At 62.2% G+C, this 23108-nt stretch carries 23 protein-coding genes; 22 read left to right on the top strand and 1 reads right to left on the bottom strand.

Going from position 1 to position 23108, the window contains the following annotated elements; genetic code table 11:
• Positions 1-58 precede the first annotated feature (58 nt).
• The 18 genes from CH290_RS28375 to CH290_RS31075 all read left to right on the top strand — a co-directional run bounded on the left by CH290_RS28375 (position 59) and on the right by CH290_RS31075 (position 18079).
• The gene (locus CH290_RS28375; RefSeq protein ID WP_015586145.1) at positions 59-790 is read left to right on the top strand and encodes a hypothetical protein; all 732 of its coding nucleotides are present in this window, start codon (positions 59-61) and stop codon (positions 788-790) included.
• Positions 790-3315: an ATP-binding protein gene (locus CH290_RS28370; RefSeq protein WP_015586146.1), complete on the top strand. Its 2526-nt coding sequence runs from the start codon at positions 790-792 to the stop codon at positions 3313-3315. Before CH290_RS28375 ends, CH290_RS28370 begins: the two co-directional genes overlap by 1 nt.
• Positions 3316-3365: 50 nt before the next feature.
• Positions 3366-5483, top strand: a complete 2118-nt coding sequence (locus CH290_RS28365) for a hypothetical protein (protein ID WP_141214634.1) — start codon at positions 3366-3368, stop codon at positions 5481-5483.
• A 119-nt stretch (positions 5484-5602) separates the two neighbouring features.
• The gene (locus tag CH290_RS28360; RefSeq protein WP_072692242.1) at positions 5603-7069 is read left to right on the top strand and encodes a peptidoglycan DD-metalloendopeptidase family protein; all 1467 of its coding nucleotides are present in this window, start codon (positions 5603-5605) and stop codon (positions 7067-7069) included.
• Positions 7069-7668: a hypothetical protein gene (locus CH290_RS30875; protein ID WP_015586149.1), complete on the top strand. Its 600-nt coding sequence runs from the start codon at positions 7069-7071 to the stop codon at positions 7666-7668. Before CH290_RS28360 ends, CH290_RS30875 begins: the two co-directional genes overlap by 1 nt.
• Before the next feature lie 666 nt (positions 7669-8334).
• Positions 8335-8763 (top strand): hypothetical protein, encoded by a 429-nt coding sequence (locus tag CH290_RS28350; RefSeq protein WP_015586151.1) that lies wholly within the window; start codon positions 8335-8337, stop codon positions 8761-8763.
• On the top strand, positions 8760-11012 hold the full coding sequence (locus CH290_RS28345) for an FtsK/SpoIIIE domain-containing protein (protein WP_015586152.1): 2253 nt from the start codon (positions 8760-8762) through the stop codon (positions 11010-11012). Before CH290_RS28350 ends, CH290_RS28345 begins: the two co-directional genes overlap by 4 nt.
• Positions 11013-11052: 40 nt before the next feature.
• Positions 11053-11385, top strand: coding sequence for a hypothetical protein (locus CH290_RS28340; RefSeq protein WP_015586153.1), 333 nt, complete (start codon positions 11053-11055; stop codon positions 11383-11385).
• Positions 11382-11810, top strand: coding sequence for a hypothetical protein (locus CH290_RS28335; RefSeq protein ID WP_015586154.1), 429 nt, complete (start codon positions 11382-11384; stop codon positions 11808-11810). The genes CH290_RS28340 and CH290_RS28335 overlap by 4 nt, the downstream gene beginning before the upstream one ends.
• A 302-nt stretch (positions 11811-12112) precedes the next feature.
• A complete protein-coding gene (locus CH290_RS28330) occupies positions 12113-12793 on the top strand; it encodes a hypothetical protein (RefSeq protein WP_052049379.1) in 681 nt (226 codons plus the stop codon).
• Complete coding sequence (locus tag CH290_RS28325; protein WP_015586156.1) at positions 12783-13562, top strand: A24 family peptidase; 780 nt, start codon at positions 12783-12785, stop codon at positions 13560-13562. The genes CH290_RS28330 and CH290_RS28325 overlap by 11 nt, the downstream gene beginning before the upstream one ends.
• 76 nt (positions 13563-13638) lie before the next feature.
• Entirely contained in the window at positions 13639-14388 is a 750-nt protein-coding gene (locus CH290_RS28320) for a hypothetical protein (RefSeq protein WP_015586157.1), read from the top strand.
• A 78-nt stretch (positions 14389-14466) separates the two neighbouring features.
• The gene (locus tag CH290_RS28315) at positions 14467-14898 is read left to right on the top strand and encodes a hypothetical protein (RefSeq protein WP_015586158.1); all 432 of its coding nucleotides are present in this window, start codon (positions 14467-14469) and stop codon (positions 14896-14898) included.
• A gap of 36 nt (positions 14899-14934) precedes the next feature.
• Positions 14935-15243, top strand: a complete 309-nt coding sequence (locus CH290_RS28310) for a hypothetical protein (RefSeq protein ID WP_015586159.1) — start codon at positions 14935-14937, stop codon at positions 15241-15243.
• A 168-nt stretch (positions 15244-15411) separates the two neighbouring features.
• Positions 15412-16302 carry a hypothetical protein gene (locus tag CH290_RS28305; RefSeq protein ID WP_015586160.1) on the top strand — a complete coding sequence of 297 codons (891 nt, stop codon included), beginning with the start codon at positions 15412-15414 and terminating at the stop codon, positions 16300-16302.
• Positions 16303-16327: 25 nt separating this feature from the next.
• Positions 16328-16495: a hypothetical protein gene (locus tag CH290_RS30465; RefSeq protein WP_155289036.1), complete on the top strand. Its 168-nt coding sequence runs from the start codon at positions 16328-16330 to the stop codon at positions 16493-16495.
• Positions 16496-16640: 145 nt separating this feature from the next.
• A complete protein-coding gene (gene def, locus CH290_RS28300; protein ID WP_015586162.1) occupies positions 16641-17207 on the top strand; it encodes a peptide deformylase in 567 nt (188 codons plus the stop codon).
• 191 nt (positions 17208-17398) lie between these two features.
• Positions 17399-18079 (top strand): helix-turn-helix transcriptional regulator, encoded by a 681-nt coding sequence (locus CH290_RS31075; protein WP_015586163.1) that lies wholly within the window; start codon positions 17399-17401, stop codon positions 18077-18079.
• Between the two features lie 12 nt (positions 18080-18091).
• Here CH290_RS31075 and CH290_RS28290 read toward each other — a convergent pair whose 3' ends face one another.
• A complete protein-coding gene (locus CH290_RS28290) occupies positions 18092-18940 on the bottom strand; it encodes a UbiA family prenyltransferase (RefSeq protein WP_015586164.1) in 849 nt (282 codons plus the stop codon).
• Between the two features lie 308 nt (positions 18941-19248).
• Here CH290_RS28290 and CH290_RS28285 point away from each other — a divergent pair, with 308 nt between their 5' ends.
• From CH290_RS28285 to CH290_RS28270, 4 genes are all read left to right on the top strand, one after another.
• Positions 19249-19560, top strand: a complete 312-nt coding sequence (locus CH290_RS28285; RefSeq protein WP_015586165.1) for an MbtH family protein — start codon at positions 19249-19251, stop codon at positions 19558-19560.
• On the top strand, positions 19532-20839 hold the full coding sequence (locus CH290_RS28280) for a lysine N(6)-hydroxylase/L-ornithine N(5)-oxygenase family protein (protein ID WP_441344164.1): 1308 nt from the start codon (positions 19532-19534) through the stop codon (positions 20837-20839). The genes CH290_RS28285 and CH290_RS28280 overlap by 29 nt, the downstream gene beginning before the upstream one ends.
• Positions 20836-21498 carry an FMN-binding negative transcriptional regulator gene (locus CH290_RS28275; protein ID WP_202902192.1) on the top strand — a complete coding sequence of 221 codons (663 nt, stop codon included), beginning with the start codon at positions 20836-20838 and terminating at the stop codon, positions 21496-21498. The genes CH290_RS28280 and CH290_RS28275 overlap by 4 nt, the downstream gene beginning before the upstream one ends.
• A gap of 346 nt (positions 21499-21844) precedes the next feature.
• Positions 21845-23029 carry an NAD(P)/FAD-dependent oxidoreductase gene (locus CH290_RS28270; RefSeq protein WP_015586168.1) on the top strand — a complete coding sequence of 395 codons (1185 nt, stop codon included), beginning with the start codon at positions 21845-21847 and terminating at the stop codon, positions 23027-23029.
• The last annotated feature ends 79 nt before the right edge of the window (positions 23030-23108 follow it).

Genomic DNA, 23108 nt, shown 5'->3' with positions numbered 1-23108 from the left:
TGCTCGGCCAACTCACGAACACCTCGATTCAACGACCCCCGCAGGAGTGTGACCGACCATGACCGAACAGCAGGCCTCCTCGCGGAGCGTGGTCAAGATGTTCACCAAAGCGCGCAATTTTCCGCAGCTGATCGGCAAAGCGCCAGACGGCCGAAAGATCCCCGGTGGCCCCTACACCCTGACCCAGTTCGTCGGCGCGGGTATTGCAGGCGGACTGCTGTGGCTGACCCAGTCGCTGTGGGCGCAGGGCAGTGTCATCACCAACGGTGTCATCTTCCTCGGTGTCACCGGCGGCACCCTGTGGGCGTTGGGGAGGCTGCCGCAGGGAGCACGGAATCCGATCTCAGTAGTCCGGGGTGTCGGGCGCGCGGCTACCGGGGCGATGTCACCGTCGAGGATCAATGGCGAGCCGATCCGGATCAAACGCCCTCACGCGGTACTGGGGTCGGTGATCATCCTCGACACCCCGCCAAGCCACGACGCTGCTATCAGTGAACCAGCAGTCATCAGAGCATCCAGCGATCGAGTAGAGAACGCCGCGGCACCGGTGGAGCTCGACGACAACGCAGCGCCGGCCGCACCAGCATTCAGACCTCTGACCCAACCGCGGCCGGAGCGAAAGATCGCACCAGCGCCAGCCCGGCCGCGATCGGACGGCGAACGCCAGCGCTCGCAGAGTCCAGCCCTGGCCGAAGCGTTCGGCGTCGCCAACCTGGCACCGGCGAGCAGCGTTCAGCAGCTGCTTGCCATGGCTGCAGCGGCCCCCACCCCGACCCGAGAGAAGGCGTAATGCAACAACCGAACCGGCTCGTCACCTCGAACTTGCGCTGGACCCGCTCCGGAGTCGTCTGGGCGGACTACGTCCTGACCGGAATCCCGTACGGGTACCGGCCGATCGAAGACCGACAGACCGCGCGGGCGATGCACAAGATGTTGCTGCGCGCTCTTCCTGGCGAATCTCTCCTGCTCAGTGTCGCGGTCAGTCTGGACCCAATGACCATCGTCGAGCGCATGGAACGGGGTGTCGATCTCGATCTCCATCCCGCGTGGGCAGACGAATGCGACGCCACGATCGACCGCCTGGAGGAGATCCGACCCGGCCAGCGAATCTACTGGCTGTCCATCCCCCTGGCCAACCACGGCTTCGGTGACACCGTCAAGGCCGCAACGTCCGCCGCATGGTCCTCGGTGGCCGATCTGCTGGGGATGCCGCCCTCGTCGATTCCCGTCGAGGAGAGAGAACGCCGCGCAGCTCAGGCCGCGCAGATCGCCGCGGCCATCCCTGCCTTCTACGATGCGACCCCCGCAACCCCCTCCCAGATGGTGTGGCTGCACCAACATGCTCTGCAGCGCGGCCTCGGCCTCGATACCGACATGCCCACCGCTCTAGATCATCCGGCAGGCACTGCTCGAGGATCCTTCACTGCCGCGCGGCTCGACGAAGGGGCTCAAAGCGATCGCCCCGAATCGGGCTGGCGGGCCAAGGCGCCGACCTTGTCGCGTGTGCTCAAAGTCGACCAGCCGTGGGAGGTAACGCCACCGCCGGCCAGCTATCAGTGCTTCCTGGTGCTCGCCGCCACTCCTTCGGGCGGCACGCTGTTTCCAGGCTCGGAGTACCTGACCCTCGCGGACAACCTGGGCGGCGTCGATGTCGACTGGGCAATTCGGTTCAAGAACTCCGCTGCATCGGAGGTTCTGAAGAAGAACCGCCGCGCCTTGGTGCAGATGAACGATCAATACACCCAGCGAGAAGACGAATTGAGCACCGGCAGCGTCCTCGACGACGCTGCCGTCGCCCTCGCGGAATACAACGCGCTTCTGGAGGCGGACGCAATGGAGATGGAAGTGCAATCCACCACCGTCTTCTGTGTCGCCGCCGCGGACGAAGAGACGGCCATCGCATATCAGCGCGAGCTGGCGAAGGAGTTCGAGGGTTCGACCTACAGGTTGCAGTCACCGATCGGATTCCAGGAGGAGCTGTTCTGGGCAATGACACCCGGCGTGCCGACGCCGGCGATCTGCAACGAGTTCGCGCAGATCACCACATCCGAACATTTCGCCGCGTACGTACCGGTCACCCGCAACGATCTCGGCGACGGAGACGGCCCGCTGATCGCACTCAACATTTCCTCGGCCCGCACTGGCGTCGTGCACCACGACATCGCCAAGAAAGCGTCACGTGACGTTTCGGGTTCGGTGGGAGTGTGTGGCAACTTGGGATCAGGCAAGTCCGGCTACTTGAAAACAACCGGTAACCAGGTCGTCGACCGCGGCGGCCAAGTCATCGTGGTCGACCGGACCCCTCTGGGCGAATACGCACTGTGGGCCGAAGCGATCACCGACGCGGTGGTCGTCGATACCGCAGCACCGGACGTCACGATGGACCCTCTTCGGCTGTTCTCGCCCGCACGAGGAGGGGAAGTTGCGGTGTCTATTCTGTTGCCGCTGTTGCAACTTCAGCCCGACGACCGTTTGGGGGTACTGCTGTCTCAAGTGCTCGAGCCGGAATACCGCGCTCGCTTCGGCAATTTCACTACCCCAGGCCTGGTTTCGCACCTCGAGAAGGACTGCACCCTCGACGGAGCTGCCGAGCTTGCCGGAAAGTTGAAGGTCTACGCGACCAAATCCTATGCAGCAGCGCTGTTTCGGCCGGACCTAGAGCCGTTCAATCCACGCGCAGGAGCCATCGTCTTCCGCACTCACACACTGGAATTGCCCTCGGAGCGAGAAGTGGAGAACGAGCATCTGTTCAAGCAGATGTCGCTCCAGAAGCGGGTAGGGCGAATGATGTACACCCTCATCGCGCAGATCGCCCGCGGCATTTGCTTCGCGGACCCCAACACCCTCGCGGTCTTCCTGCTCGACGAATGCCATCACCTGACGCGCTCGAGCGAAGGTGTCGAGATCATCATCGACTTCATTCGAGACGGCCGCAAACACGACGCCGCGGTGATGCTCGGATCGCACGACCCCGAAGCAGACTTCGGCTCCGAGACGCTGCGAGGGCTCATCCCCACCCGGCTCGTGTTCCGGCAGACGGATCGACGACTAGCGCAAAAATCGTTGAAGTGGCTCGGCGTCGGGGAAGACGATCTCGGACTGCTCAAAGAGCTGATGGAGAACACATCGCCCGTCGAAGGCAAAGACGGATACGTCGCACCGCATCGCCGCGGAGAGGGCTACATGCGCGATCCCGCCGGCAACGTCGGCCGCATCAAGGTCTTACTTCCGGCATCGGAAGCGAGATACCAAGCGGCGAGTACGACTCCGAAAGAATCGACTACCGAGCGCGCTGCGGAGTTGGCGACATGGTGATGTCGAAACGAGTTGTGCGCCGGCCAGGTTCGATTGGCGGCGGCGTCAAGATGGTTCTCGAGCTCGTGCTGTGGTCGTGGATCCCGCGGTCGTGGTGCAGTGTTCTCGCTCGCTTCCTCGGCCCTGTCTTCAAGTGGGTAGTGGCATCTCGAATCCGCCGCGCGATCGTCACAGGTGTCGCTGTCTGGCACATGATCGGTCTGCTGGCGATCGCCCTGGCGTCACCGGCTCATGCCGACCCGGGTGAAACCCTGCCCACCAACAGCACATTCAGCTGGATGGAAGTCCGTGACTCTCACGGAATTCTGGTCTGGGACTACTTCATGTCCATCGACGAAGGCTCGGTCGGGCACCCGATGTACACCGTGTTCTCCACCTTCATCATGCTCGAGTACGAGGTGTACCGCGGGGTGACCGGCTTCGCGATTTGGTTCGTCACCTACGCCTTGCGGTTCGAGTGGCTCGAATTGTTGACTGCGCCGTTCCGTTCGATCGGCGATGCCATGCAAACGGTCACCGATCAGTTCCAGCTCACGGGCCTTCTTCTCACCGCTGCTGCAGGCATCGGAGCGTGGTGGGTCATTCGCGGACGGTGGACGACGGGAGTGTACGAACTCCTGATGGCAGCAGCGATCGCCGCTGCGGCAGTGGGGATCCTGTCCAATCCAGTCGAACGGGTCGCAGGACAAGACGGCCTGATCATGCAGGCGCGCGACGCCGGCGTGCAGCTTGCGGCAGGCCTGGCCAACAAGGGAGACACGACGTCGAGTTCCGACGAACTCATCGACCAGATCTCGGAACAGATGGCCGACACGTTCATCAGGCAACCCACCCAACTGCTGAACTTCGGCCGAGTCATCGACGGCTCGCCCGACGGAGAACGTTGCACTCAAGCCTGGGACGCCGGCCACGAAAAAGCAGACGGCAACACACGAGACACCCTCAAAGACAACATCAAAGGCTGCGGCGGCGAAGGCGCAAAACAGATGAAGGACTTCGCCGATCACCCCGGACCGGGACAGGTCGGGTCCGGGGTCGCGATGCTACTGGCCGGTGTCATCCTGCTCGGATTCGCCACAATTCTGGCGTTCACCCTCATCCTCGCGGTACTCACCGCCCTCGCATCGGCCGTCAAGGGAATTGTGGTGACCGTCGTTGGAATTCTGCCCGGATCCGGCCGCGGAGCATTGTGGAAAACCCTCGCCGCGGTGCTGATGTCGATGGTCATCGTTATCTTCGCGGTGGTGTTCCTCGTCGGATACATGATCGTGATCGGACAGTTGTTCAGAGGAGACGGCGACTCTCCGCTGATGATGAAATTCATCCTGACCGACATCGTTCTGATCGCGGGCATCATTCTCTACCGCCGCGCAGTGAAAGGACTACGCAAAGCTTCCGACGCCCTCGCACGCAAGCTCGGAAGCAGACCAGGAGCCGCGCCCACCGCGATATCGACCAAGACACCGACCAGCCCCCTCGCCCAAGCTGCCTACGCCGGACAAGTGGCCCGCCAGGCCTATCAAGGTGGAAAGGGACTGGCCAAGACAGCCAGCCATGCAACGGCCCGAACCGCCAAGGCGAGTAAAGCTCTCGTCGACGGGACGGCAGCCGCCAGCAGCGCAGCCACACTTGGAACTGCTGCCGTGGTCTACTCGGCCGGGAAGATTGCAACCGCGGGCGTCAAGAAGGTCGTCGGTCGACGGAGCGACGCCAAAGCTACCCAGGCGGCCACCGACACCACCAATGCTTCCGAAACCCACCCCAGCCTTCGCAAACCGATCAACATCGACCTTCCCCCGACGCAGTCGGTCGTCGGCTCCGGTCACTCCCACACTCCGGTCTCCAGCCCCGTCGGAGACCGATCGGCGGTCCGCTCTCACGGCGACAAGACAACGAACGCACCCGGTATCAAGCGGCCGGTGGCCACCGCTCCCGCACTGTCGACTCCAGGAAACCGAGAAGTTCGGGCCAGCCGCGCCACGGTGACCGGCCCTGGAGGCGGACGATTCCGTGAGTACTCCACCGATGAGGGCTCGCCGCTTCTGCTTCCCGACCGGTCCACGCGGCCGTCGAGTGCTCCGCGTCGTGCCCGACCGACCGTCCAACCAGGTGCCACCACGAATCCGACGGAAATCCTCCATCGAGCTGCGTCAGGCGCACGGCGATGACCTTGGTGGCCCCGCCTGAGACAGCGGTGTCGCCGAACTCGAAAGCGCCACGTCGATGGTGGAAACTCGCCCTGGCGGTCGGTATCGCCGCTCTCGGTGTACTCGTCGTCATTCCATTGATGGTCGTCGTACTCGTCACATCGTCAGGTTCCAGCGGTTGTGCCCCCACGGTCTCGTCCGGTACCGGTGGTGATGATGCATCGCCGTTGACCCCGTCCGGTCCCATCGGCAAGCCGACCCGCGATGGCACGACCACGATGACGTCCCCCTTCGGGCAGCGGTGGGGCACGATGCACCAAGGCGTCGACTTCGCGGGCCCGATCGGCACCCCGATCTACGCAGCCCTCGACGGCACTGTGGTCAAAGCCGGACCCGCTCAAGGCTTCGGAATGTGGATCGTCCTCGACTCGATCGTCGACGGAAAACCGGTCTCCACCGTGTACGGGCACATGTATCCCAACGGCGTCCTCGTCAAGGAGGGACAACAGGTCAAGGTCGGCGACCACATCGCCGACATCGGCAACGCCGGCGGCTCCACCGGACCACATCTGCACTTCGAGTACTGGGAAGGCGGCCGTTTACAGGGCGGAACCGCTATCGACCCGATGAGCAAACTCGGTCAGGCGGGAAGCCCCCAATCGTCCGGCGCTGATTCACCGACCGGCGCCGGTACCGCTGTCGATTGTGGCTTCGGCACGGCCGGCGGAGATCTCCGAACCGGATCCGTGCCGCCGGAGTTCGAGCCGTGGATCCGCAAAGCAGGAGCCGTGTGCCCAGGCGTGGGTGCTCCCCTGATCGCATCCCAACTCTCCGCCGAGAACGGTTTCCGCTACGGCCCGTCCGCTCCGGTATCGAGCACCGGAGCGTTGGGGCCCGCACAATTCATGCCGGGAACCTGGGCAACGTGGGGCAAGGATTACGACGGAGACGGGCGAGCCGACCCGAACTCCATCGGAGATGCAGTGATCTCACAAGCCCACTTCATGTGCGCCATCAACGGAGATATCACCGCAGCCATCGCCGCGAGAAAAGTGAAGGGCGACCCAACTGCACTGACGATTGCCGCCTACAACGCGGGCCCCGCCGCGGTGCTCGCAGCCGGTGGAATGCCATCCGGCGGTGACTACACCACACAAACACAGCCCTATGTGGCGAAGATTCTGGCCGGCCAAGCGCAGTACACATCCGAAGGTTCCACAGGCCGGTTCGTGCCGACCGGAGCTGACGGAGACAATGTCGTCGAGGCTGCACGCCAGTACCTCGGAACCCCCTACGTCTGGGGCGGCGGAGATATCAACGGCCCCTCCCGAGGAGGATTCGACTGCTCAGGACTGACCAGTTTCGCCTACTTCGCGGGCAAGCACATCACCCTGCCCCGCACATCCGAGGCCCAATGGGGAGTGGGTTCGGAGATCCCGATCGATCAAGCGATGCCCGGTGATCTCGTCTTCGGATCATTCGAGGCGAACGGCCCTGGGCACGTCGGTATCTACATCGGCGGCGGTCAGATGATCCACGCCCCCACCACCGGAGACGTCGTCAAACAAGCTCCACTCATGGCTGGAATGAAAGCCCGGAGGATCTGATGTCCCTTGCCGGCCGACGTCTTATAGCCGTCCTCCTCGTCGTTGTAGCCGTGGTGACCATCGCCTGGTCCTGCAGCTCACCCGCCACCGATGAGCCGGAATCGGCACCGGAGACAACGAGCGCGCCAACCGCGCCGTCGCTACCCGAAATCAACACACAGCCAACCGAGACAACCGCTGTACCCGCTCCGATCAGCAGCGCCGCCACAGACGCGGAGACCGCAATCCGTCAAGCACTGACGACCGCCTTCACCTGGTACCCCAGCACCGACACGAGCTCGACCGACGCGTTTCTACGCGCCCGCCGATGGTTCACCGACAACCTCGCTGCAAAACTCTCCACCCCTGCAACGACCGAGCGAGGCCCCGGTGCCCAGTGGGAACAGTGGAAGAAAGAAGACGCCGAAATCACCGCAACCGTCTCGATCGGCTGCTCCGGATGCCCGGCAGATACCGCCGAGCGCATCTATCGAGTCGCGGAGATAACGCAATCGGCCGTCACCTCGGATGCCACGGTCCCCGTCGACTCCACCACGACCGTGTGGGTATCGGCAGTGCCGACCGCAGCCGGGTGGAGTGTGGACACTCTCGATTTCTGACCCTCGCCGCACATGACCCGGAGAGGGTCGCCGGCCACTGAACCGATCGCCCTGTACAGGCAACATGGAACGCACTATTTCCCGTGATCGGTGCCGCCGTTCATAGCCCTGTCGCGCTACGTGACAACCGGCTTCCGTCGGCCCTTAGCTCGCGGATCCGCGAGGAGGAGCCCCACCCCAGGCCGGTCGGGGTGGCTTGCGTATACCGAATCTCGTGGCAGTCACGCCGACGCTGGGGTTGGCGGATGGACGTTGCCCGAGGGTGCGTAAGAGAGGAATCGAACCGCATCCGATGAGCAGTTGATGAGGCGCCGATGCTGCCGCGAATTGGTGGTTATATGCCCCGGATGTGGGAAGGTCGCTGCAAGCCTTACTCGCTTCGCATCGCCGTTTGCAGCGTACCCCCCATGTCAAGGGGTGTCGAGCGCACATAGCTGTTCCCGCGACGGTCAGTCGCAACACGGAACGCGACTTGCCCGTCCCCAATCGCACCCTCACCGATAGAGCACTGGTGACCGATCGGTGCGCCACTGATGGGGCCATGAACGCATGCGCTGCAGCGCGAGATGAAAGGTTGTCGGAAAAAGATTCACCGCGGCTGTCACAGAAGTCGACGCACCTGGATCTACCTGTTCTCGAGAAGGCACGACGAGACAGGGAGTCCCCATGAGCGCACCGACACGACTACACGTAGCGAGGGCACGTTCGAGGAGCAGTCGATCTACGGCCGGCCCCCTGAGTCCTGTCATCGATCGAGGAGCGCTGCCGAACTTCGCTCGGATCGAGACCCTCAGGCTCGACGATCCCACCAACCGGATCGTGACCCTCGCAACCACCGACGAGGTCTGGTCGCTCGTCGTCGAGTGGAATTCGAGCAACCTGCTCGTCGACACCGAAGACGAACGATTGATCAGACTTGTCGATGCGGCTCTCCGCGCTGCGCACTGCCAGCCTCACGCCGCGTGCCGTTTCACCCTCGACTACAACCCGACCCATCTCAACAACGAAGTCGGCCGACGCAGCGTGGCCTTGACCGCAACGATGCGCCCAACTTCCGGTGACGGGATCCTGATCACGATCACCCGGGATGCATGATGTGCGCGCTACCCAACCCGACTCAGGCACCCCTCGACGGATACCGGTCGCTACGTGATGCACCCTCGCTCGACCCCCAGAACAATCCGTGGATCCGCAACTGTGTGCTCTACGTTGCCGGTGGAGTCGTGTCGGCAGCACTGGGCCCGATCCTGAACCTCGACACAGCGATCGCATGGGGTGGAGCAGCACTCGGCGTCGGCGCGGGCGCGGCCGTCAGCTACAACGGCTATCGCGCCACGATCCGAGCCGAAGAGACCGATCGTGCGATCGAGCAGCTCTGCCGGCTGACCGCGTCACCGCCGACCCGTGATGTCCTGACGGCGACTCGGTGGAGCGGCCAGTGGCCCGGCCGTCCGGGCAGAATCACCGTCCGCTACCAGTCGGCCGCGCTCCTTCTCGACGAACAGTGGGAGCCCCGCGTCGTCGAATTGCTCTCCCAGCAGAGCTGGGGCCGGTACCGGATCCAGAAGCACAACACACGCAAACGCCGTCTCGTTCTCGTCCCGGACACACGGTCCGTCTCCGAGACGCATGTCTCGCCCGAACTCGTCAAAGCCACGCGCACGATTCTCGCGCTGCTAGGGCCGACCGGAAAGATCACCAGACACGAGACGGACCCGAGCACCGGGGATCTTGTAGCTGTCGAAGCCACCCATGAGGTCGGACATCGACTCGAGTCCGAGGGCTATCGGGCCCGAGTACAACGAGTAGTGAGCGTCAATCTGCCCGGTCGGTGGCGTGCTCGCTGGAACCTCGAAACGGACTGGGTGCGTTTCGAGGTGCGCCCGACCTTTCCGAAGAAGCTCTACAACCCGGCCGGCCTCGGCGACGCGGAATCCACGACCGATCTCGGCGACCTCGCGCACTCCGACTACGACTCGGTCGCGATTTCGTACGGCGAGGACGAGGACGGCAACCCCATGGTGTGGCGGCCGGCGATCGACCCACACTTCATGCTCGTCGGTGCATCCGGAACCGGAAAGACCGTCACCGCACACACCCTGCTGACACAGCTCACCGCGCACGGTTGGCCGGTATGGGTCGTCGACGGAAAAGGGGTCGAGTTCTTGGGCTTCCAGGACTGGCCGAATGTACAGATCGTCGCCAGCCACATGGAGCACCAGGTCGCGGTCATCTATCGGTTCTGGAATCTCATGGAAACCCGGTACTCGCTGATCGTCAACGGAGAAGCTACCGAGGCCGACTTTGAGCCCGTCGTTCTGTTCATCGACGAGTACGCCGACTTCCGAGGCAACCTGCTCAACTGGTACTCGAGCATCAAAGGTAAGGGTGATCCCACCAAGCCGAAGACCCTCCAGGAAGTGGCGTCGATCGGACGAAAAGGCCGCACAGCGAAGTGCCACATGGTGCTGGGAACGCAGCGACCCGATGCCGAGTACTTCGGCGGCGACATGCGAGACAACTTTCGCCAGCGCGTATCGATGGGCCGTCTGAGTCCGCAGGGCGCGTTGATGATGTGGGAATCGGCAACCACTGGAGTCGGTATCCCGCGCGGATGTCGTGGGCGGGCGACCAGTGTCAACGACCACAACCAAGCGGTCGAAATTCAGACCTACTTCACTCCCGACCCCCGCAAGACTGAGCCCGGGGCCGACGACGCAGCGGTGCTGGACCGCCTGCGTCCTCTCGAAGTGCGGCACGAGCGGTTGGTGATCCTCGACCCGGATCCCGGCGGCACCGTGGACGGCGACGAAGAGATCCGTTTCCATCACGTCTCCGGCGCGCCCTGGGCGCGCGCGTCGGACCATCCCAATCTCGATCCCGTCGCCAGGCGAAAGACGCGCGCGGACAGTGATTCAGCTCGTCGCGCATCGTCGCCGATGGCAATGCTCAATCTCGACACCCCCACCGTTCGCCAGCCCAAGCCCGACGCGCAGACGCCGAAAGAAAAAGCCGTGTCCGGCGTCCCGGGCTCTCCGATGCACAAGGACCGCCCGCACCTGCAGGTGGTCCCCGACGCCGGTACCGACGTCGACGACTGGGAGGGCTACGGCGAATCCGAAGACACTGCTCCGGTCGACCTCGTTGCCGGCGACCTAGTTCTCCTCGACGAGGACGCCGGGATCTGGGTCGTCGTCGACAACGAACCCGACATCTACGGAGACGAGTCGGGTGACGACATGGTCGGGCTGACCTGGCGTGGCGACGGCGACGACGAGGGGGTGCTCGACATTCCTCTCGACGCGACTGTTCAAGTTCGTCGCCCCCTTGCCCTCGCCACCTGAATCACTCTGCGACACACACGATCAGAAGAGGAACAACCACATGTCCCAACACGGCAACAACAGCAAAGCCCTCTCCGACGACGATCAGATGGCGCTGATCTGGATCGCCCCACTCGCAGCCACCATGGCTCTCGGATCCGCAGGCCTGTGGTGGTCGACGGCAATCGCCTGGCTGGTCGAGCACTCCATTCTGATCGCCAGCGAGGCATCCCCGATGGTGCAGATCCCAGCATCGGACGGTGCCGGGCTCGACGGTCGACGACTGATCATCGCTCTCGCCGTCGTCGTCGCCCTCGGTGCCGTCGCGATCAGCGCCGGCCGCTCGGCCTACTCAGCCCGACAGGCTCGACTGCACCGAGGAGACCGGGGATGAGAACGAAAGCCACCAGTGGTCGCCGCGCAGAACTACGCGCGATCGCGAGCAGAGAATCGTTCACGATGCCGCTCGGTCAGTGTGTCCGAGACAGCAACTGGGCCGCCCGCGAAACGGCGGTCGCAGAGCTGCTGCAGTCACGGATCCCACGTCTCGAACGGCGCCGGAAAGCAACCGTCGCTGCAGCGCATCTCCTCGAATCGTGCGAGACCTGCCCGCTCGCGGCCTTCGTCGCATGCCGCACAAGAGCCGAGGCAGATAGCTATACCGGCGTCGCGGCAGGCGGACTGTACGACCGAGGAACTCTCATCACCGAAGAAAAACGACCCGACGGTCTGGACGCGATGCACTCCCGCGAGGTAGTGTCCCCAACATCTGATGTGCGGTCTGACCAACCGCATCAACTGAAAAGGGATGCACCATGACTGACGTCGACGTGGTTTCGCGTACGCAAAACAATCTTTCCCCCGCACTGTGTGATGCAGTGCCCGATAGCAATACAATGAATCCTGACCGGAATACCGGTTCATGGAGTCGCTCGACGACGTCGAGGGGTGGTTCCTTCGGCCCGACGAGCGACGGCAGTGACGCTGCGCGTGCGCGACGTCGCTCCACTCCCGCGGCGGGATCTAACAGAACATCCCGCCGCGGGAGTGCCTCGTCGGTACCCTCCGGACCCGCCCGCCGCCACCTGCTGTCGTTGCGGCTCGGCGGTATGCCCGACCAAATGATCCTCGATCTCACGAAGCTCAGCCTCAGTGATGTGGAGACAGTCGCCAACCACAAATGCTTCGAGACCACCGCAAGCATCTCGAAAGCTATTCTCGACGTCACCTTCCACCCCACCCGGGGACGGGCGATGACCTTAGGTGTCGGAGCTCAGCGACGGATCCGGGCCCTCGTCGCGATGGGCTACTCGGTGCAAGCGCTGTCCGAACTGACCGGGCTGTCGGTGCCCAAGCTTTCGACGTTGCCATCGGATCAAGTTGTCCCCAGTGAACTCTGGTCCGTCATCAACGACGTCTACGACCAGATCTCCATGACACCCGGCCCCGACGAGCAGGTCCGGAATGCAGCCCGTGAGCAGGGATGGGCGACGCCTCTTGCTTGGGACGATGACGAAATCGACGACCCCCGAGCACGTCCACATTCGCCCCGAGGCATCCGCGGCGTGGACGAGGCGGCCGTCTACCGTCGCCTGTGCGGCGAATGGAGACTGCCGCTCACTCTTGCAGAGCAAGCCGAGATCGTAGGAATTTCGCTCCGTCGGCGGTGGTCAACCGAGCACCTGGCCGACGTACTCGGAATCGATCTCGACTCAGCGGTGAAAAAGAAGGTCCGCTACCGTGCCCGGATGGCCGTGCACGCCGCTCGCTCCGATGGTGAACGAGAAGCCGATGTTGCGTAGCGACTACGTCAGAAGTGTCGTGGTCGCTCTGGCGGCAGGCGTCCTATGGGCCTTGATCGAGGCGTCGTCGGCATCCTGGGCCAGCACTCAGGCATCAACTGCTGCGACTGTCGGCCGCGTCTCGATTGTCGCGATAGCAGTGATCGTCGGGGTAGCTCTGTCGGCCGCGCTGCGGACCACCGTCATCGCGGTGTGTGCACGGGTCGAGATCTCCGTCGACGAGGCGGCGCTGGGGACGAAAATTCCCGTCATCGTCTCCGGTGTCGTGTGGGGCGTCATCTCCGCTTTCGTCAGTACTCCGACGAGTGCGCCGCCGGCGGCAATGCTGTTCTTGGCTCTGGTAGTGCCCTGGATTGCGTGGATCGACCAACGCGTGCAACGGATTCCGACTGCTCTTGCGTATCTGGCCGCCAGCGGAACTGCAGCAATGATCTTGCTCACCGGTGTCGTTCACGGCACCTGGGGCGCGGTCGGTCGCGCCCTTCTGGCCGGCCTGGCCGCCGGCATATTGTTCTTCGCGCTTGCAGTGCTTCTGCGCGGCGGAATCGGTATCGGCGATGCGCGACTGGTGGTCTCGCTCGCGATGGTCCTAGGCTACGTCGGCTGGACATCCCTCGGTGCGGCGCTGGTGTTCTCGATCCTGACGGCTTTCGTCGGAGTGATAGTCGTGCGGGTCCTTCGAGCGATCAGATCCGAGCCTGCACGGTCGCATATCGCGCTGGGCCCGTACCTCGCACTCGGCACCGCGCTCACTCTCGTCGCATCCTGATCCGCCTGCGCGCAGTTGCGTCCTGCTTTTTCTTCCCTCCCCGAACTCGACAGCTCCCGAAGAGGTGATTGCCATCATGGCGAAGACACATCAGACCGCATGGACAGCCATTGCCGCAGCCGTGATGGTCGCTGTGGCGGCCGCGGCTGCCGTGGTGATCACGACGGATCACCACGAGGCCGACACTGCGCCACCACCACCCCAGGTCTTCCACGACGTCATCACCGTTGCGAGCCTTCTCGACGCCCTGCCCGTCGTCGACGATATCGACAGCACGGCCAGGTGGCCCGACGGTCAGCGCTTGGCGGAACTTCTCGTGCGGCCGCCAGGCAGCGATCACGGATGCGACACCAGGAACATCGCATTGGCAGCGGAGCTCGAGGCCGTCACATTCGCTGCCGGAACGGACAATTGCGTTGTGGCACAGGGCGTGTTGAATGATCCATACACCGGTGTCACCGTCGAATTCGATGCAGCATCTGAGAAAGATGCTGCAGCAAGCGATTACGTCTACCCGCTGGACGCGGCGTGGGCGTTGGGTGCTGCTGCATGGGCACCCGAACAGCAGCAACGCTTTGTCAGCGACGTACAGACCAACATCATCGTCGCCAGCGCGCAGGCAGTTGAACATCGAGCCCAACGTGGGCTTTCTCAGTGGCATCCGAGCAACGACGACCTCGCATGTGCATTTGCGGCGAAATATCTTCGTGTGGCGCAGACATACGCCTTGCCCATCACCCGCGGTGATGCTGTCGCGGCCACGCAACTCTGCGGTCTCGGCAACACCGCGGTGACAACTGCGGGCGAGACCGAACCGGCGAACTGACCACACGATCGGCCACACAAATCTCCTCCCCAAGAGGAAATGAAAGTCCCTCGCACACAACATGAAAGAAGGAATCTCATGCCCAAGACCGCCGACCAGGCCGATGCAACCACCCGCGAGATCCTCGGCCCGCAGTTCACCGCAATGCGCAACCTTGTCGAAGCAGCCGAGAACAGCCGGCAGAAGGCCGAAGCAGTCGCCAAAGCGCAGGCCGAACATGTCGACTCGACCGCCGAATTCATCGTGGCCTACGACGCCGCCAAAGCTGCAGGCTTCACCACCGCCCAACTGAAGAAGGGCGGCTACGTCCGGCCATCACTGAAGGGAGTCGCAAAACCGGCCACCAGCAAGAAAGAACCCACGCAGACCCCGCCGGCAGAAACCGCCGCCACCGGCGGCGAACCCCACGGGCACGACAGTGGGCAGCAGAACCATGCCGCACCGGCGTCGGAGGAACACCGGAGTGATCACCACAACGAGCACGGCGAGCACGACGCCATGGCGAGCTGACATGACATCCCGTCGACAACCAGAGGGGGCTGTGCGATGAGCACCGACCGAACCGACGCGATCACCCATATCGAGCTGGCCTGCGACGTCTGCGCGCTGGAACCCAGGGACGGGGGAGCGGGACCGCGGGGCGCATGGTGGGCGGTGGCCATGAAAGATTGCTGCGCCGGCGGACAGCTCATGGCCCACCTCGCGTGCGACGAGCACTTCTTCGATCTGATTTCACAGAAGCTGCCCGGCGTATGCACGAGTTGTGGCCACCTGAGCCGGACCCTGTCCGACGTCGTCGATGTCGCATGGACGATAGGAACCGGAACCGACCTGCCCGGCCGGCCGGGACGATGACCCAAGCTGTCGCACTGCTCGGTGGAGGCGTCCGCCGAGCGTGCACTTGCTGCAGCGCTGTCGAATACTTCGGCGGCGCTGCAGGTCGAGTCGGTACCGCCGCCCCCCGCGGGGCCGCAGTACCGACTCTGTATCCGGGACCGCAAGACCCCCTCCGGGTGAGGTCCGATGTCCTCCGCGCGCCGTAGTCGTAACCGCGTCACCCCAGACGGGGGCGCGTTCGACCCCGATCGAGGATCCAGCGGAGAGCTGGAGAAGAAGCAAGGGGTGGTGCTCCCGCACGCATCCTTCGCCGACCGAGCCGCGAATCGCGAGCATGCCCGCGGCCTCGATACCGACATCGAAGGACTGCCCGGTCTGACACGCGCGCGCCGCGACCTCGAACGCGCCTTCCCCCGCAACACCGCCGCGCCGATCACGAACGAACGAAAAAGACGTTCGCTGCCGGCCGCGATCGAACTCCGTCGAAGCCTCAGCGCCCGCCAGCGCAATGCGCGATCAGCCACCAAAAGGACTGTCGAGCAGAGCGTTCCCCGAGCCCAGCACCGTGCGATGAGCACACTGATCGGAGATCCAGAAAATTGGAAACGCACCAACGACGCATTGTCCGATGTCAACGGTGATGCAGTTCGGCTCGACGACGACCAGCGCCGCCACATCCAGAGAGTCGACCGCGCAATCCAGCGATACGAGCGTGAGTCCGGACGTGGACACCTGGTCTACACCGTTGTGAGCTTGCCCCACGCCGTCATCCATCCATCCGAGCTACCCGAGACCCTCTCACCCGGCTCGGTCATAGCTTTCGACCGCTTCACCGGCGCCCGCCACTCGATCCACGAACTCGACGCACACAGCCATCCGACGGACGCCGTATTCGAGATCCAAACAACACGAGGGCTGTACCTCGGAGCATCGGACAAGGGCGACGACACGAGCCACCTCCTCCCACGGGGCACCCGCTACCGAGTCGTCAACTCGCACTTCGTCCCCTACGAGCGACCAGGTCAGAGGGTCAGGGAAAGGCTCGTCGTGCAACTCGAAGACATCGACACGGACTGACCATCAGCGAAAGGAACAAACAGACATGCCCACCGAAAAGGCCTCACCGCCACCACACCGACGAGAACGCCGCGCACCATGGCAATTTCATCCAGACATCATGCCGCGCGCCGACTTTCGCGCCGTCCAAGCCGAAGACCCCCAGACCGGACCCATCGACGGAGCCATCGACACCGGCGAAGAATCGGAATAGAGACGGTCACTTGTCATGGGCCCTGCGCGATCGGATGCTCTCGTCGAGCCACTCCGCACCATGATGACGGCCACAAAACGTGATACGCGCCCAAAACAAACCTCATCGGTTGCTTCTAACGTAGCCAGGGTGGAGCATACGAGTCATGCCTGTCTCTGAACTTCTGCGCCTCGGCAATGCTCGACCAATCGTCCGATGGGGCGACCCTGTCCTGCACACATCGGCTCGACCGGTGACCGACTTCGGTCCTGATCTGCAAAGTCTGCTTGCCGATATGTTCGCGACCAATACTGCTGCGGACGGTGCCGGCCTCGCCGCTCAGCAGGTAGGCATCGACCTTGCGGTGTTCATCTACGATTGCAGTGACGAGACCGGGACACGGCGAACTGGTGTCGTCTGCAATCCGGTAGTCGAACTCGCCGAAGGAAACGATCGACACCTCATCGATTTCGGTGAAGGATGCTTGTCCCTCCCCGGCGCATACACCGACCTCGCACGGCCAGAGTTCTCTATCTGTCGAGGACAGGACCAGTACGGTAACCAGATCGAACTCAACGCAGGCGGCACGCTCGGGCGTTGTTTCCAACACGAAACCGATCACATCAACGGTATCGTTTTCGGCGACCGCCTCTCGAAGCGCAAACGTAAACAGCTCTATCGTGACCACGAGACGGTCTCTGAGCAGTACAGCAACGATTGGCCAACACGATAGATTCTGCTCCGGAAGCAGTGACCGCTCTGCTCCGCCTACCCACCCGGTGACGTCAAGACCTTCACGAAGCCTGACATTCATCTACACGAAACAGTAGGTCGAACCCTCAACGCATCCATGGCTCGCTATTGCACGGCAACGGACCATATGGTCTTGTATCCTGGGCTAGGGAACAGGAGTTCGGGGAACATATGCCTTACGCAATGGCTGCGGCGTCGCTACGGGCCGCGATTCCAGAGGTAGTGACGGCGTACAGAACCACTTTGCTACGCGAGAATAGTCCCCTCGGGATCAATCCGGGGGTGTGGTCACAGTGCCGCCGCCAAGCACTGGCAATCCTCAACGAGTGCGTAGATGCATTAGGCCTTCCCACGTCTTCGACTACTCGGTCGGCGATTCCAGACGAGTACACCCGGTTGCTCGGCTCGCATCGAGCCCTACAGGCAATACCGGCTTCGGAGTCCGTGCGAGCTGTGGAGATTCTGTGGTCATCCCTTGAGCCTGCAATAGAGCTGGCCGCCAAAGAGGCACCCTTGACACACCGACCTGGGGTCTGGAGACGCATCAACGCCGCTTTTCGCCTTGCTGCCGGTGGCCGCCTTCACACGGGCATGCTCAGCTACGAGGAGACCCGAGGCCATTTGAGGGACAGGCAACTTCGAGTGCTTGAGGCCGCGTCAGACGCATCTTTGACCAACCGGGAGCTTGAAGTCTTGGAGGCTGTGGCGTTCGCGATGACCAACCGGCAGATCGCTCGCACTCTGAATATTTCAGAGCTCACAGTCAAGCGGCATCTGTCCAACGCCTATCTGAAACTTGGGGCGTCGTCCCGTATGGACGCGTTGCACAGGCTATTCGGCAGCCGCATCTAGCGGCCCGCAATTTCATACCGCGCGCACCAGGAGGGTGCCGAGCATCGCGAGGTTTGCTGCGTACTGGGTGGCCATGAAAGCGCGGTACCCGCAGCGCCGTGCCTTCAGGTCATAGTCGTTCGCCCGCGCGCATAGCGCCATCACCCAGAGAGCTCCAGCAGTCAACGGCAATGTTCCGAACAGTGCGAGCGGTGCCCATAGCAGTGAGGCGATCGGTGCGCATACTCCAACGACAGTCGTTCCGAATATGGCCAGCCGCCGTGCAGAGCTGAGTCCACGTTGCGCTGCCAGAGTGCGCCTCCCACCAATGGCGTCCCCGTGGGCATCGGATAGGTCCTTCACGACCGCTCCCACCAACGCCATCCATGTTGCCATCGATGCGCAGAAGACTTGTTCCGTACGCCCAAATCCTCCGCCGCCGGCGGCCGCTCCGGCAGCATAACTTGCCCAGCCGAGGCCGAATATCACTACAGAAGAAGACAAACTCCAACGCTTGGCAGCCAGTGGCGGTGCCGAGTACACCCACCCAAGCGTCAGGAAGGCGAAGGTCCAGCACCACATCTCGCGCCCCGCAACTGCAGCCATCAGCAGGGCTGTGATCGCCGTAGCCACGCTGACCCACCGGGCTGTACGGACTGCCAGTTCCCCCCGCGCAATCGGTCGCTGCGACGCGTTTGCCACATCCTCAAGGACGTCAGTCACACCATTGAACAAGTACGTCGATATCACGACGGCCCACCAGGTCAACGCGCCGGCCGCTAATTGTCCGACACCGACAGGCCCTGCAGTCGCTGATACGCCGGCAATTCCAACCGCGAATCGAAGCAGATAGACACCTTGGACCTGCGGTCTGGCCTCCACGAAGCACAACCATGCATTTCTTGCGGGACTCGACGCGCCCCCAGGACGACCTACCTGTGTGCCGTGCTTGACCGACTCACACCGATACGACCACCCATCTGACACAGCCGGAGCCTAGCTGTCGCAGTGCACGAAGGTTTCTGCCCGGACTTGTCTTCGCTAAAACTACATCCAAAGTTGTAGTTTTCTGAGGTATTACCTACTCCCTTCGTGCCACAAAGGGGACCAACGTATTCGCTGCTAGGCAGACTCGACTGGTACCGAAATGCACAGCAGGCGTACTGCAACTCTCCGAGTAAGCGAGGACCATGAGCAATCCGTTCGACGATGAAGACGGCAGCTATTTCGTTCTCACCAACGAGGAGGGGCAGCACTCTCTCTGGCCGGTCTTTATCGACGTCCCGGCCGGTTGGTCAAGAGTGTTCGGCGAGGCCAAGCGGACTGCTTGTCTGGAGTACGTCGACACCCACTGGACCGATTTGCGCCCCAAGTCACTCGCCATTGCTCAGGCCGAAAACCGCAGCCAGACAACTAATGTCGGACCAACTATGCGGCCGGGAACGACCAATTCGGTTGAGGGCATCCCAGCCGATGCCTACCACAACGAAATTAGGTCGTAGCTCGATGGGAGCACAGTCAGGCTCGTCCGTCGCGGACGTTGTTGGGGTCGGTTTTGGACCCTCCAACCTCGCTCTCGCGATAGCTCTTCAAGAGTCCATCCAGCCCGGACCGGTGCCGGCAAAGTTCAGCATGAAGTTCTACGAGCTCCAGCCTCGTTTCGGCTGGCACCGTGGGATGCTCATGGAGGATGCGACCATGCAGGTCTCTTTTCTCAAAGACCTTGCCACCATGCGCAATCCGATGAGTCGGTATACGTTTGTGTCCTACCTCCGAGAGAAAGAGAGAATTGCTGAGTTCATCAACAGCAAAACTCTCTACCCACTGCGGGTGGAGTTTCATGACTACCTGGAGTGGGCAGCTAGCCAATTTCAGTCAAACGTCTCGTACGGGTCCGAGATCAAAGACATCCGACCAGTAGTCGAGAATGGCGTGGTGGAGTACGTCGATGTAGTCGGCCCAGATGACGTTGTTCAGCGGGCGCGGAACATCGTGATCGGAATGGGTTTGACGCCTCGACTTCCCGATGGTGTCAACAGATCTGAGCGGATCTGGCACAGCTCCCAACTGCTGGGCAGAGCAGCCGCAGTTACATACGTCCCTCAAAATTTTGTCGTCGTGGGCTCTGGCCAAAGTGCCGCCGAAGTTGCTGACTACCTTCATCGGACTTTCCCTCGCGCCAATGTGCACACCGTCCTGTCCCGCTACGGCTACAGCGTCGCCGATGACAGCCCGTATGCGAATGGAATTTTCGATCCGGAGGGAGTTGACCGGTTCTTCTCCGCTCCGACCGACGAGAAGCAGAGGCTCCTCGAATACCACGCCAACACCAATTACTCAGTGGTCGATCTCGATATTTCACAGTCGCTGTATCTCAAGAGCTACCAGGAGAAGGTCCTGGGCAAACAGCGGTTACGGATGATCAACACCTCGCGCGTCACATCCGTCGACGAGGACACAGACGGCGTACGGGTCGAGGTCACATCCTCGGCCACCGGTCTGACCCATACCATCGAAGCAGACGTGATCGTCTACGCCACCGGCTACCGGCCAAGTGACCCGGCACCGCTACTCCAGGGCCTGATGCGCGAATGTAAGCACGACGAGCAGGGACGGCTCAGCGTGGGACGCGACTACCGAGTGACGACGTCGGATGCGGTGCGCGCCGGTATCTATGTGCACGGTGCCAGTACCGAACACAGCCATGGACTTTCTGCTGGTCTCCTGTCCAACACTGCAGTCAGATCCGGTGAAATCGCCCAATCCATTCTCAGGAGATGACCATGTACGTCCCCCGGATCTACAAGGCAAGTGATCGGACATGGCTGCGCCGCGTGGTTGCGCAGTACCCTTTTGCGGCTCTGATCTCAAACGGCCCCAAGGCCCCGTACGCCACCCATTTGCCAGTCATCTGTGCTCCCTGCGCCCCTTCAGAGAGCGAGGACTTAGAAGGATCGACACTGTTTGGGCACATGAACCGGGCCAATCCCCACTGGGACTCGCTCGTCGACGGTGCGGATGCCCAACTTATTTTCACCGGGCCTCATGGGTATGTCACCCCAAGTGTCTACCAACGCGATTCTGTAGCACCGACCTGGAACTACGTCTCGGTACATCTCCGAGGAAAGCTGCAACCTGTTGCCGATTTCGAGGAGACGCTCAAGGTCGTTCAATTGACAGTCAGTACGTACGAGCAGAAATTCGGCAGCGGGTGGGAGATGGACAGTTCGCTGGACCACTACCGAAGGATCGGTCCGGCTGTGGGTGCATTCAGTTTTGAGGTGGAATCGGCGGATGGCATGTTCAAGCTCAGCCAGGAGCAGAACCTCGAGACCAGGCGACGGGTGGCGGACCACTTCAGCGCGAACCACGCCGGGCGAGGCAAAGAACTAGCTTCGTTCATGCGGGAGTACAGCCATGGTGACTACAACAACTTCTGATGGGGACATGTCGGACGCACCGACGGAACCCACGGCCCGGGAGCCTTTTGCGCCAAAAGAGCATTCCGTGCCCGCCATTTGTAAACCTTCAATTTCGCACCGGCTCAGCCATTTCGGCCTGGTCTGTTCATCGGTTTACGGATGCAAGCGGAGTTTATAAATTGTGCTACTGCTCTCACGCACCTTGTCCGCCGCCATTCCGACTCGTCGAGCAGGTCAATCGTTCTACCTTCGGAATGAAGTTGGGATTCCGGGGGATTGCTTCCGGACCAAAATCCGGCAAAAGAGCCGACCGGCGAACGTGACCAAGTCGGTGTCATCGCCAGAGAAAGCCAGAAGGTTGGTAATGGATTACGACGTTGTTGTTGTTGGGGCGCGATGTGCCGGCGCTTCGGTGGCACTGCTGTTAGCCAGACAGGGGCGAAGTGTTCTGCTGGTCGATAGGGCCTCCTTTCCGGCGGACACCATGTCCACGTTGTATATCCAGCACCCTGGGGTCGTGAGACTCGCACAGTGGGGGATGCTCGATGATGTTGTGGCCTCCGGTTGTCCGCCTTTGGGCACTATTAGTCACGATGTGGATGGACTGAGTCTGATCGCTGCTACCCCGGCGAAGGACGGTGTTAATGCCGCTTACGCACCACGGCGGTACATACTCGACGATCTACTCATTCGAGCTGCCGTGTCAGCGGGCGCGGAGTTCTCGGATCGGACGTCGGTCCTAGAATTGATTTGGCACGACGAACGCGTCGCCGGAGTTCGCCTCCGGAGTGGAAATTCGACCACATCGGTGTCTGCTCGATTGGTTATTGGGGCCGACGGTATGCGATCAAAGGTCGCGGAACTTGTTCAGGCACCGATCCTCCGATCGGCACCCATAGCAAGCTGCGTGTACTACACCTTCTGGCAAGGCTTGCGAACAGGATTCGGATTCCATGAGCGAGTCGGCCGCTGGATAGCCCGTATTCCAACACATGACGACCTGACAATTGTGGCAGCTTACCTGCCGCAGAGCGAATTCTCGGTCGTTCGGCGGGACCCGCAGAGGGCGTACTTGTCCGCGATCGAATCGACAGCGCCGGATTTATACGAACAAATTATGGCACTCGACCGAGTGGATCGGTGGTGGGGTACGGGGGACCAACGCAACTATTTCCGTAAATCGCACGGTCCGGGCTGGGCATTGACGGGGGATGCGGCTCACCACCTTGACTCGATCAGCGCCCGCGGCATCACCAATGCGCTGATTCAAGCCGACCTGCTCACCGATTCTATTTCCGGGGTGGATGTCGGGAACTCGGTCGCAGTAGATGAGGCGATGGTGCACTTTGCACTGTCGACAGGAGCTGTTCTAGAGGAGCCGTACATGAGTACTCTCGCCCTGGCGAAGCTTCAACCGACGAAGTCCCGGTTGCGCATGCTGCATGCCATTGCCAATTCGCCCGAACTTACATCTCGGTACTTCGGTTTGGTTTCGGGGGCCATCGGGATGCGCGAATTTATGTCGGCCGAGCTCGTCGACTTGTTGTAGCTTGCTGATGAAATATTTCGGGTCTGAATCTAACGCTGAGGGTGGTCACCCGAGTGGTTCGCAAGGAAGTGTTTTGCTG

The sequence above is a fragment of the Rhodococcus sp. 06-156-4 genome, from assembly GCF_002259345.1.
Lineage (GTDB): Bacteria > Actinomycetota > Actinomycetes > Mycobacteriales > Mycobacteriaceae > Rhodococcoides > Rhodococcoides fascians_E.
This window is presented reverse-complemented; position numbering and strand designations above follow the sequence as displayed.

What these genes read in the sequence shown, in the direction of transcription:
- CH290_RS28345 (WP_015586152.1), top strand. Translation starts at nt 8,760, where the DNA reads ATGATGTGCGCGCTACCCAACCCGACTCAGGCACCCCTCGACGGATAC.
- CH290_RS28370 (WP_015586146.1), top strand. Translation starts at nt 790, where the DNA reads ATGCAACAACCGAACCGGCTCGTCACCTCGAACTTGCGCTGGACCCGC.
- def (WP_015586162.1), top strand. Translation starts at nt 16,641, where the DNA reads ATGCCTGTCTCTGAACTTCTGCGCCTCGGCAATGCTCGACCAATCGTC.
- CH290_RS28330 (WP_052049379.1), top strand. Translation starts at nt 12,113, where the DNA reads ATGATCCTCGATCTCACGAAGCTCAGCCTCAGTGATGTGGAGACAGTC.
- CH290_RS28360 (WP_072692242.1), top strand. Translation starts at nt 5,603, where the DNA reads ATGGTCGTCGTACTCGTCACATCGTCAGGTTCCAGCGGTTGTGCCCCC.
- CH290_RS28275 (WP_202902192.1), top strand. Translation starts at nt 20,836, where the DNA reads ATGACCATGTACGTCCCCCGGATCTACAAGGCAAGTGATCGGACATGG.
- CH290_RS28270 (WP_015586168.1), top strand. Translation starts at nt 21,845, where the DNA reads ATGGATTACGACGTTGTTGTTGTTGGGGCGCGATGTGCCGGCGCTTCG.
- CH290_RS28375 (WP_015586145.1), top strand. Translation starts at nt 59, where the DNA reads ATGACCGAACAGCAGGCCTCCTCGCGGAGCGTGGTCAAGATGTTCACC.
- CH290_RS28280 (WP_441344164.1), top strand. Translation starts at nt 19,532, where the DNA reads ATGCCTACCACAACGAAATTAGGTCGTAGCTCGATGGGAGCACAGTCA.
- CH290_RS28335 (WP_015586154.1), top strand. Translation starts at nt 11,382, where the DNA reads ATGAGAACGAAAGCCACCAGTGGTCGCCGCGCAGAACTACGCGCGATC.
- CH290_RS28340 (WP_015586153.1), top strand. Translation starts at nt 11,053, where the DNA reads ATGTCCCAACACGGCAACAACAGCAAAGCCCTCTCCGACGACGATCAG.
- CH290_RS28285 (WP_015586165.1), top strand. Translation starts at nt 19,249, where the DNA reads ATGAGCAATCCGTTCGACGATGAAGACGGCAGCTATTTCGTTCTCACC.
- CH290_RS30875 (WP_015586149.1), top strand. Translation starts at nt 7,069, where the DNA reads ATGTCCCTTGCCGGCCGACGTCTTATAGCCGTCCTCCTCGTCGTTGTA.
- CH290_RS28320 (WP_015586157.1), top strand. Translation starts at nt 13,639, where the DNA reads ATGGCGAAGACACATCAGACCGCATGGACAGCCATTGCCGCAGCCGTG.
- CH290_RS28365 (WP_141214634.1), top strand. Translation starts at nt 3,366, where the DNA reads ATGGTTCTCGAGCTCGTGCTGTGGTCGTGGATCCCGCGGTCGTGGTGC.
- CH290_RS31075 (WP_015586163.1), top strand. Translation starts at nt 17,399, where the DNA reads ATGCCTTACGCAATGGCTGCGGCGTCGCTACGGGCCGCGATTCCAGAG.
- CH290_RS28315 (WP_015586158.1), top strand. Translation starts at nt 14,467, where the DNA reads ATGCCCAAGACCGCCGACCAGGCCGATGCAACCACCCGCGAGATCCTC.
- CH290_RS28305 (WP_015586160.1), top strand. Translation starts at nt 15,412, where the DNA reads ATGTCCTCCGCGCGCCGTAGTCGTAACCGCGTCACCCCAGACGGGGGC.
- CH290_RS28325 (WP_015586156.1), top strand. Translation starts at nt 12,783, where the DNA reads ATGTTGCGTAGCGACTACGTCAGAAGTGTCGTGGTCGCTCTGGCGGCA.
- CH290_RS30465 (WP_155289036.1), top strand. Translation starts at nt 16,328, where the DNA reads ATGCCCACCGAAAAGGCCTCACCGCCACCACACCGACGAGAACGCCGC.
- CH290_RS28350 (WP_015586151.1), top strand. Translation starts at nt 8,335, where the DNA reads ATGAGCGCACCGACACGACTACACGTAGCGAGGGCACGTTCGAGGAGC.
- CH290_RS28310 (WP_015586159.1), top strand. Translation starts at nt 14,935, where the DNA reads ATGAGCACCGACCGAACCGACGCGATCACCCATATCGAGCTGGCCTGC.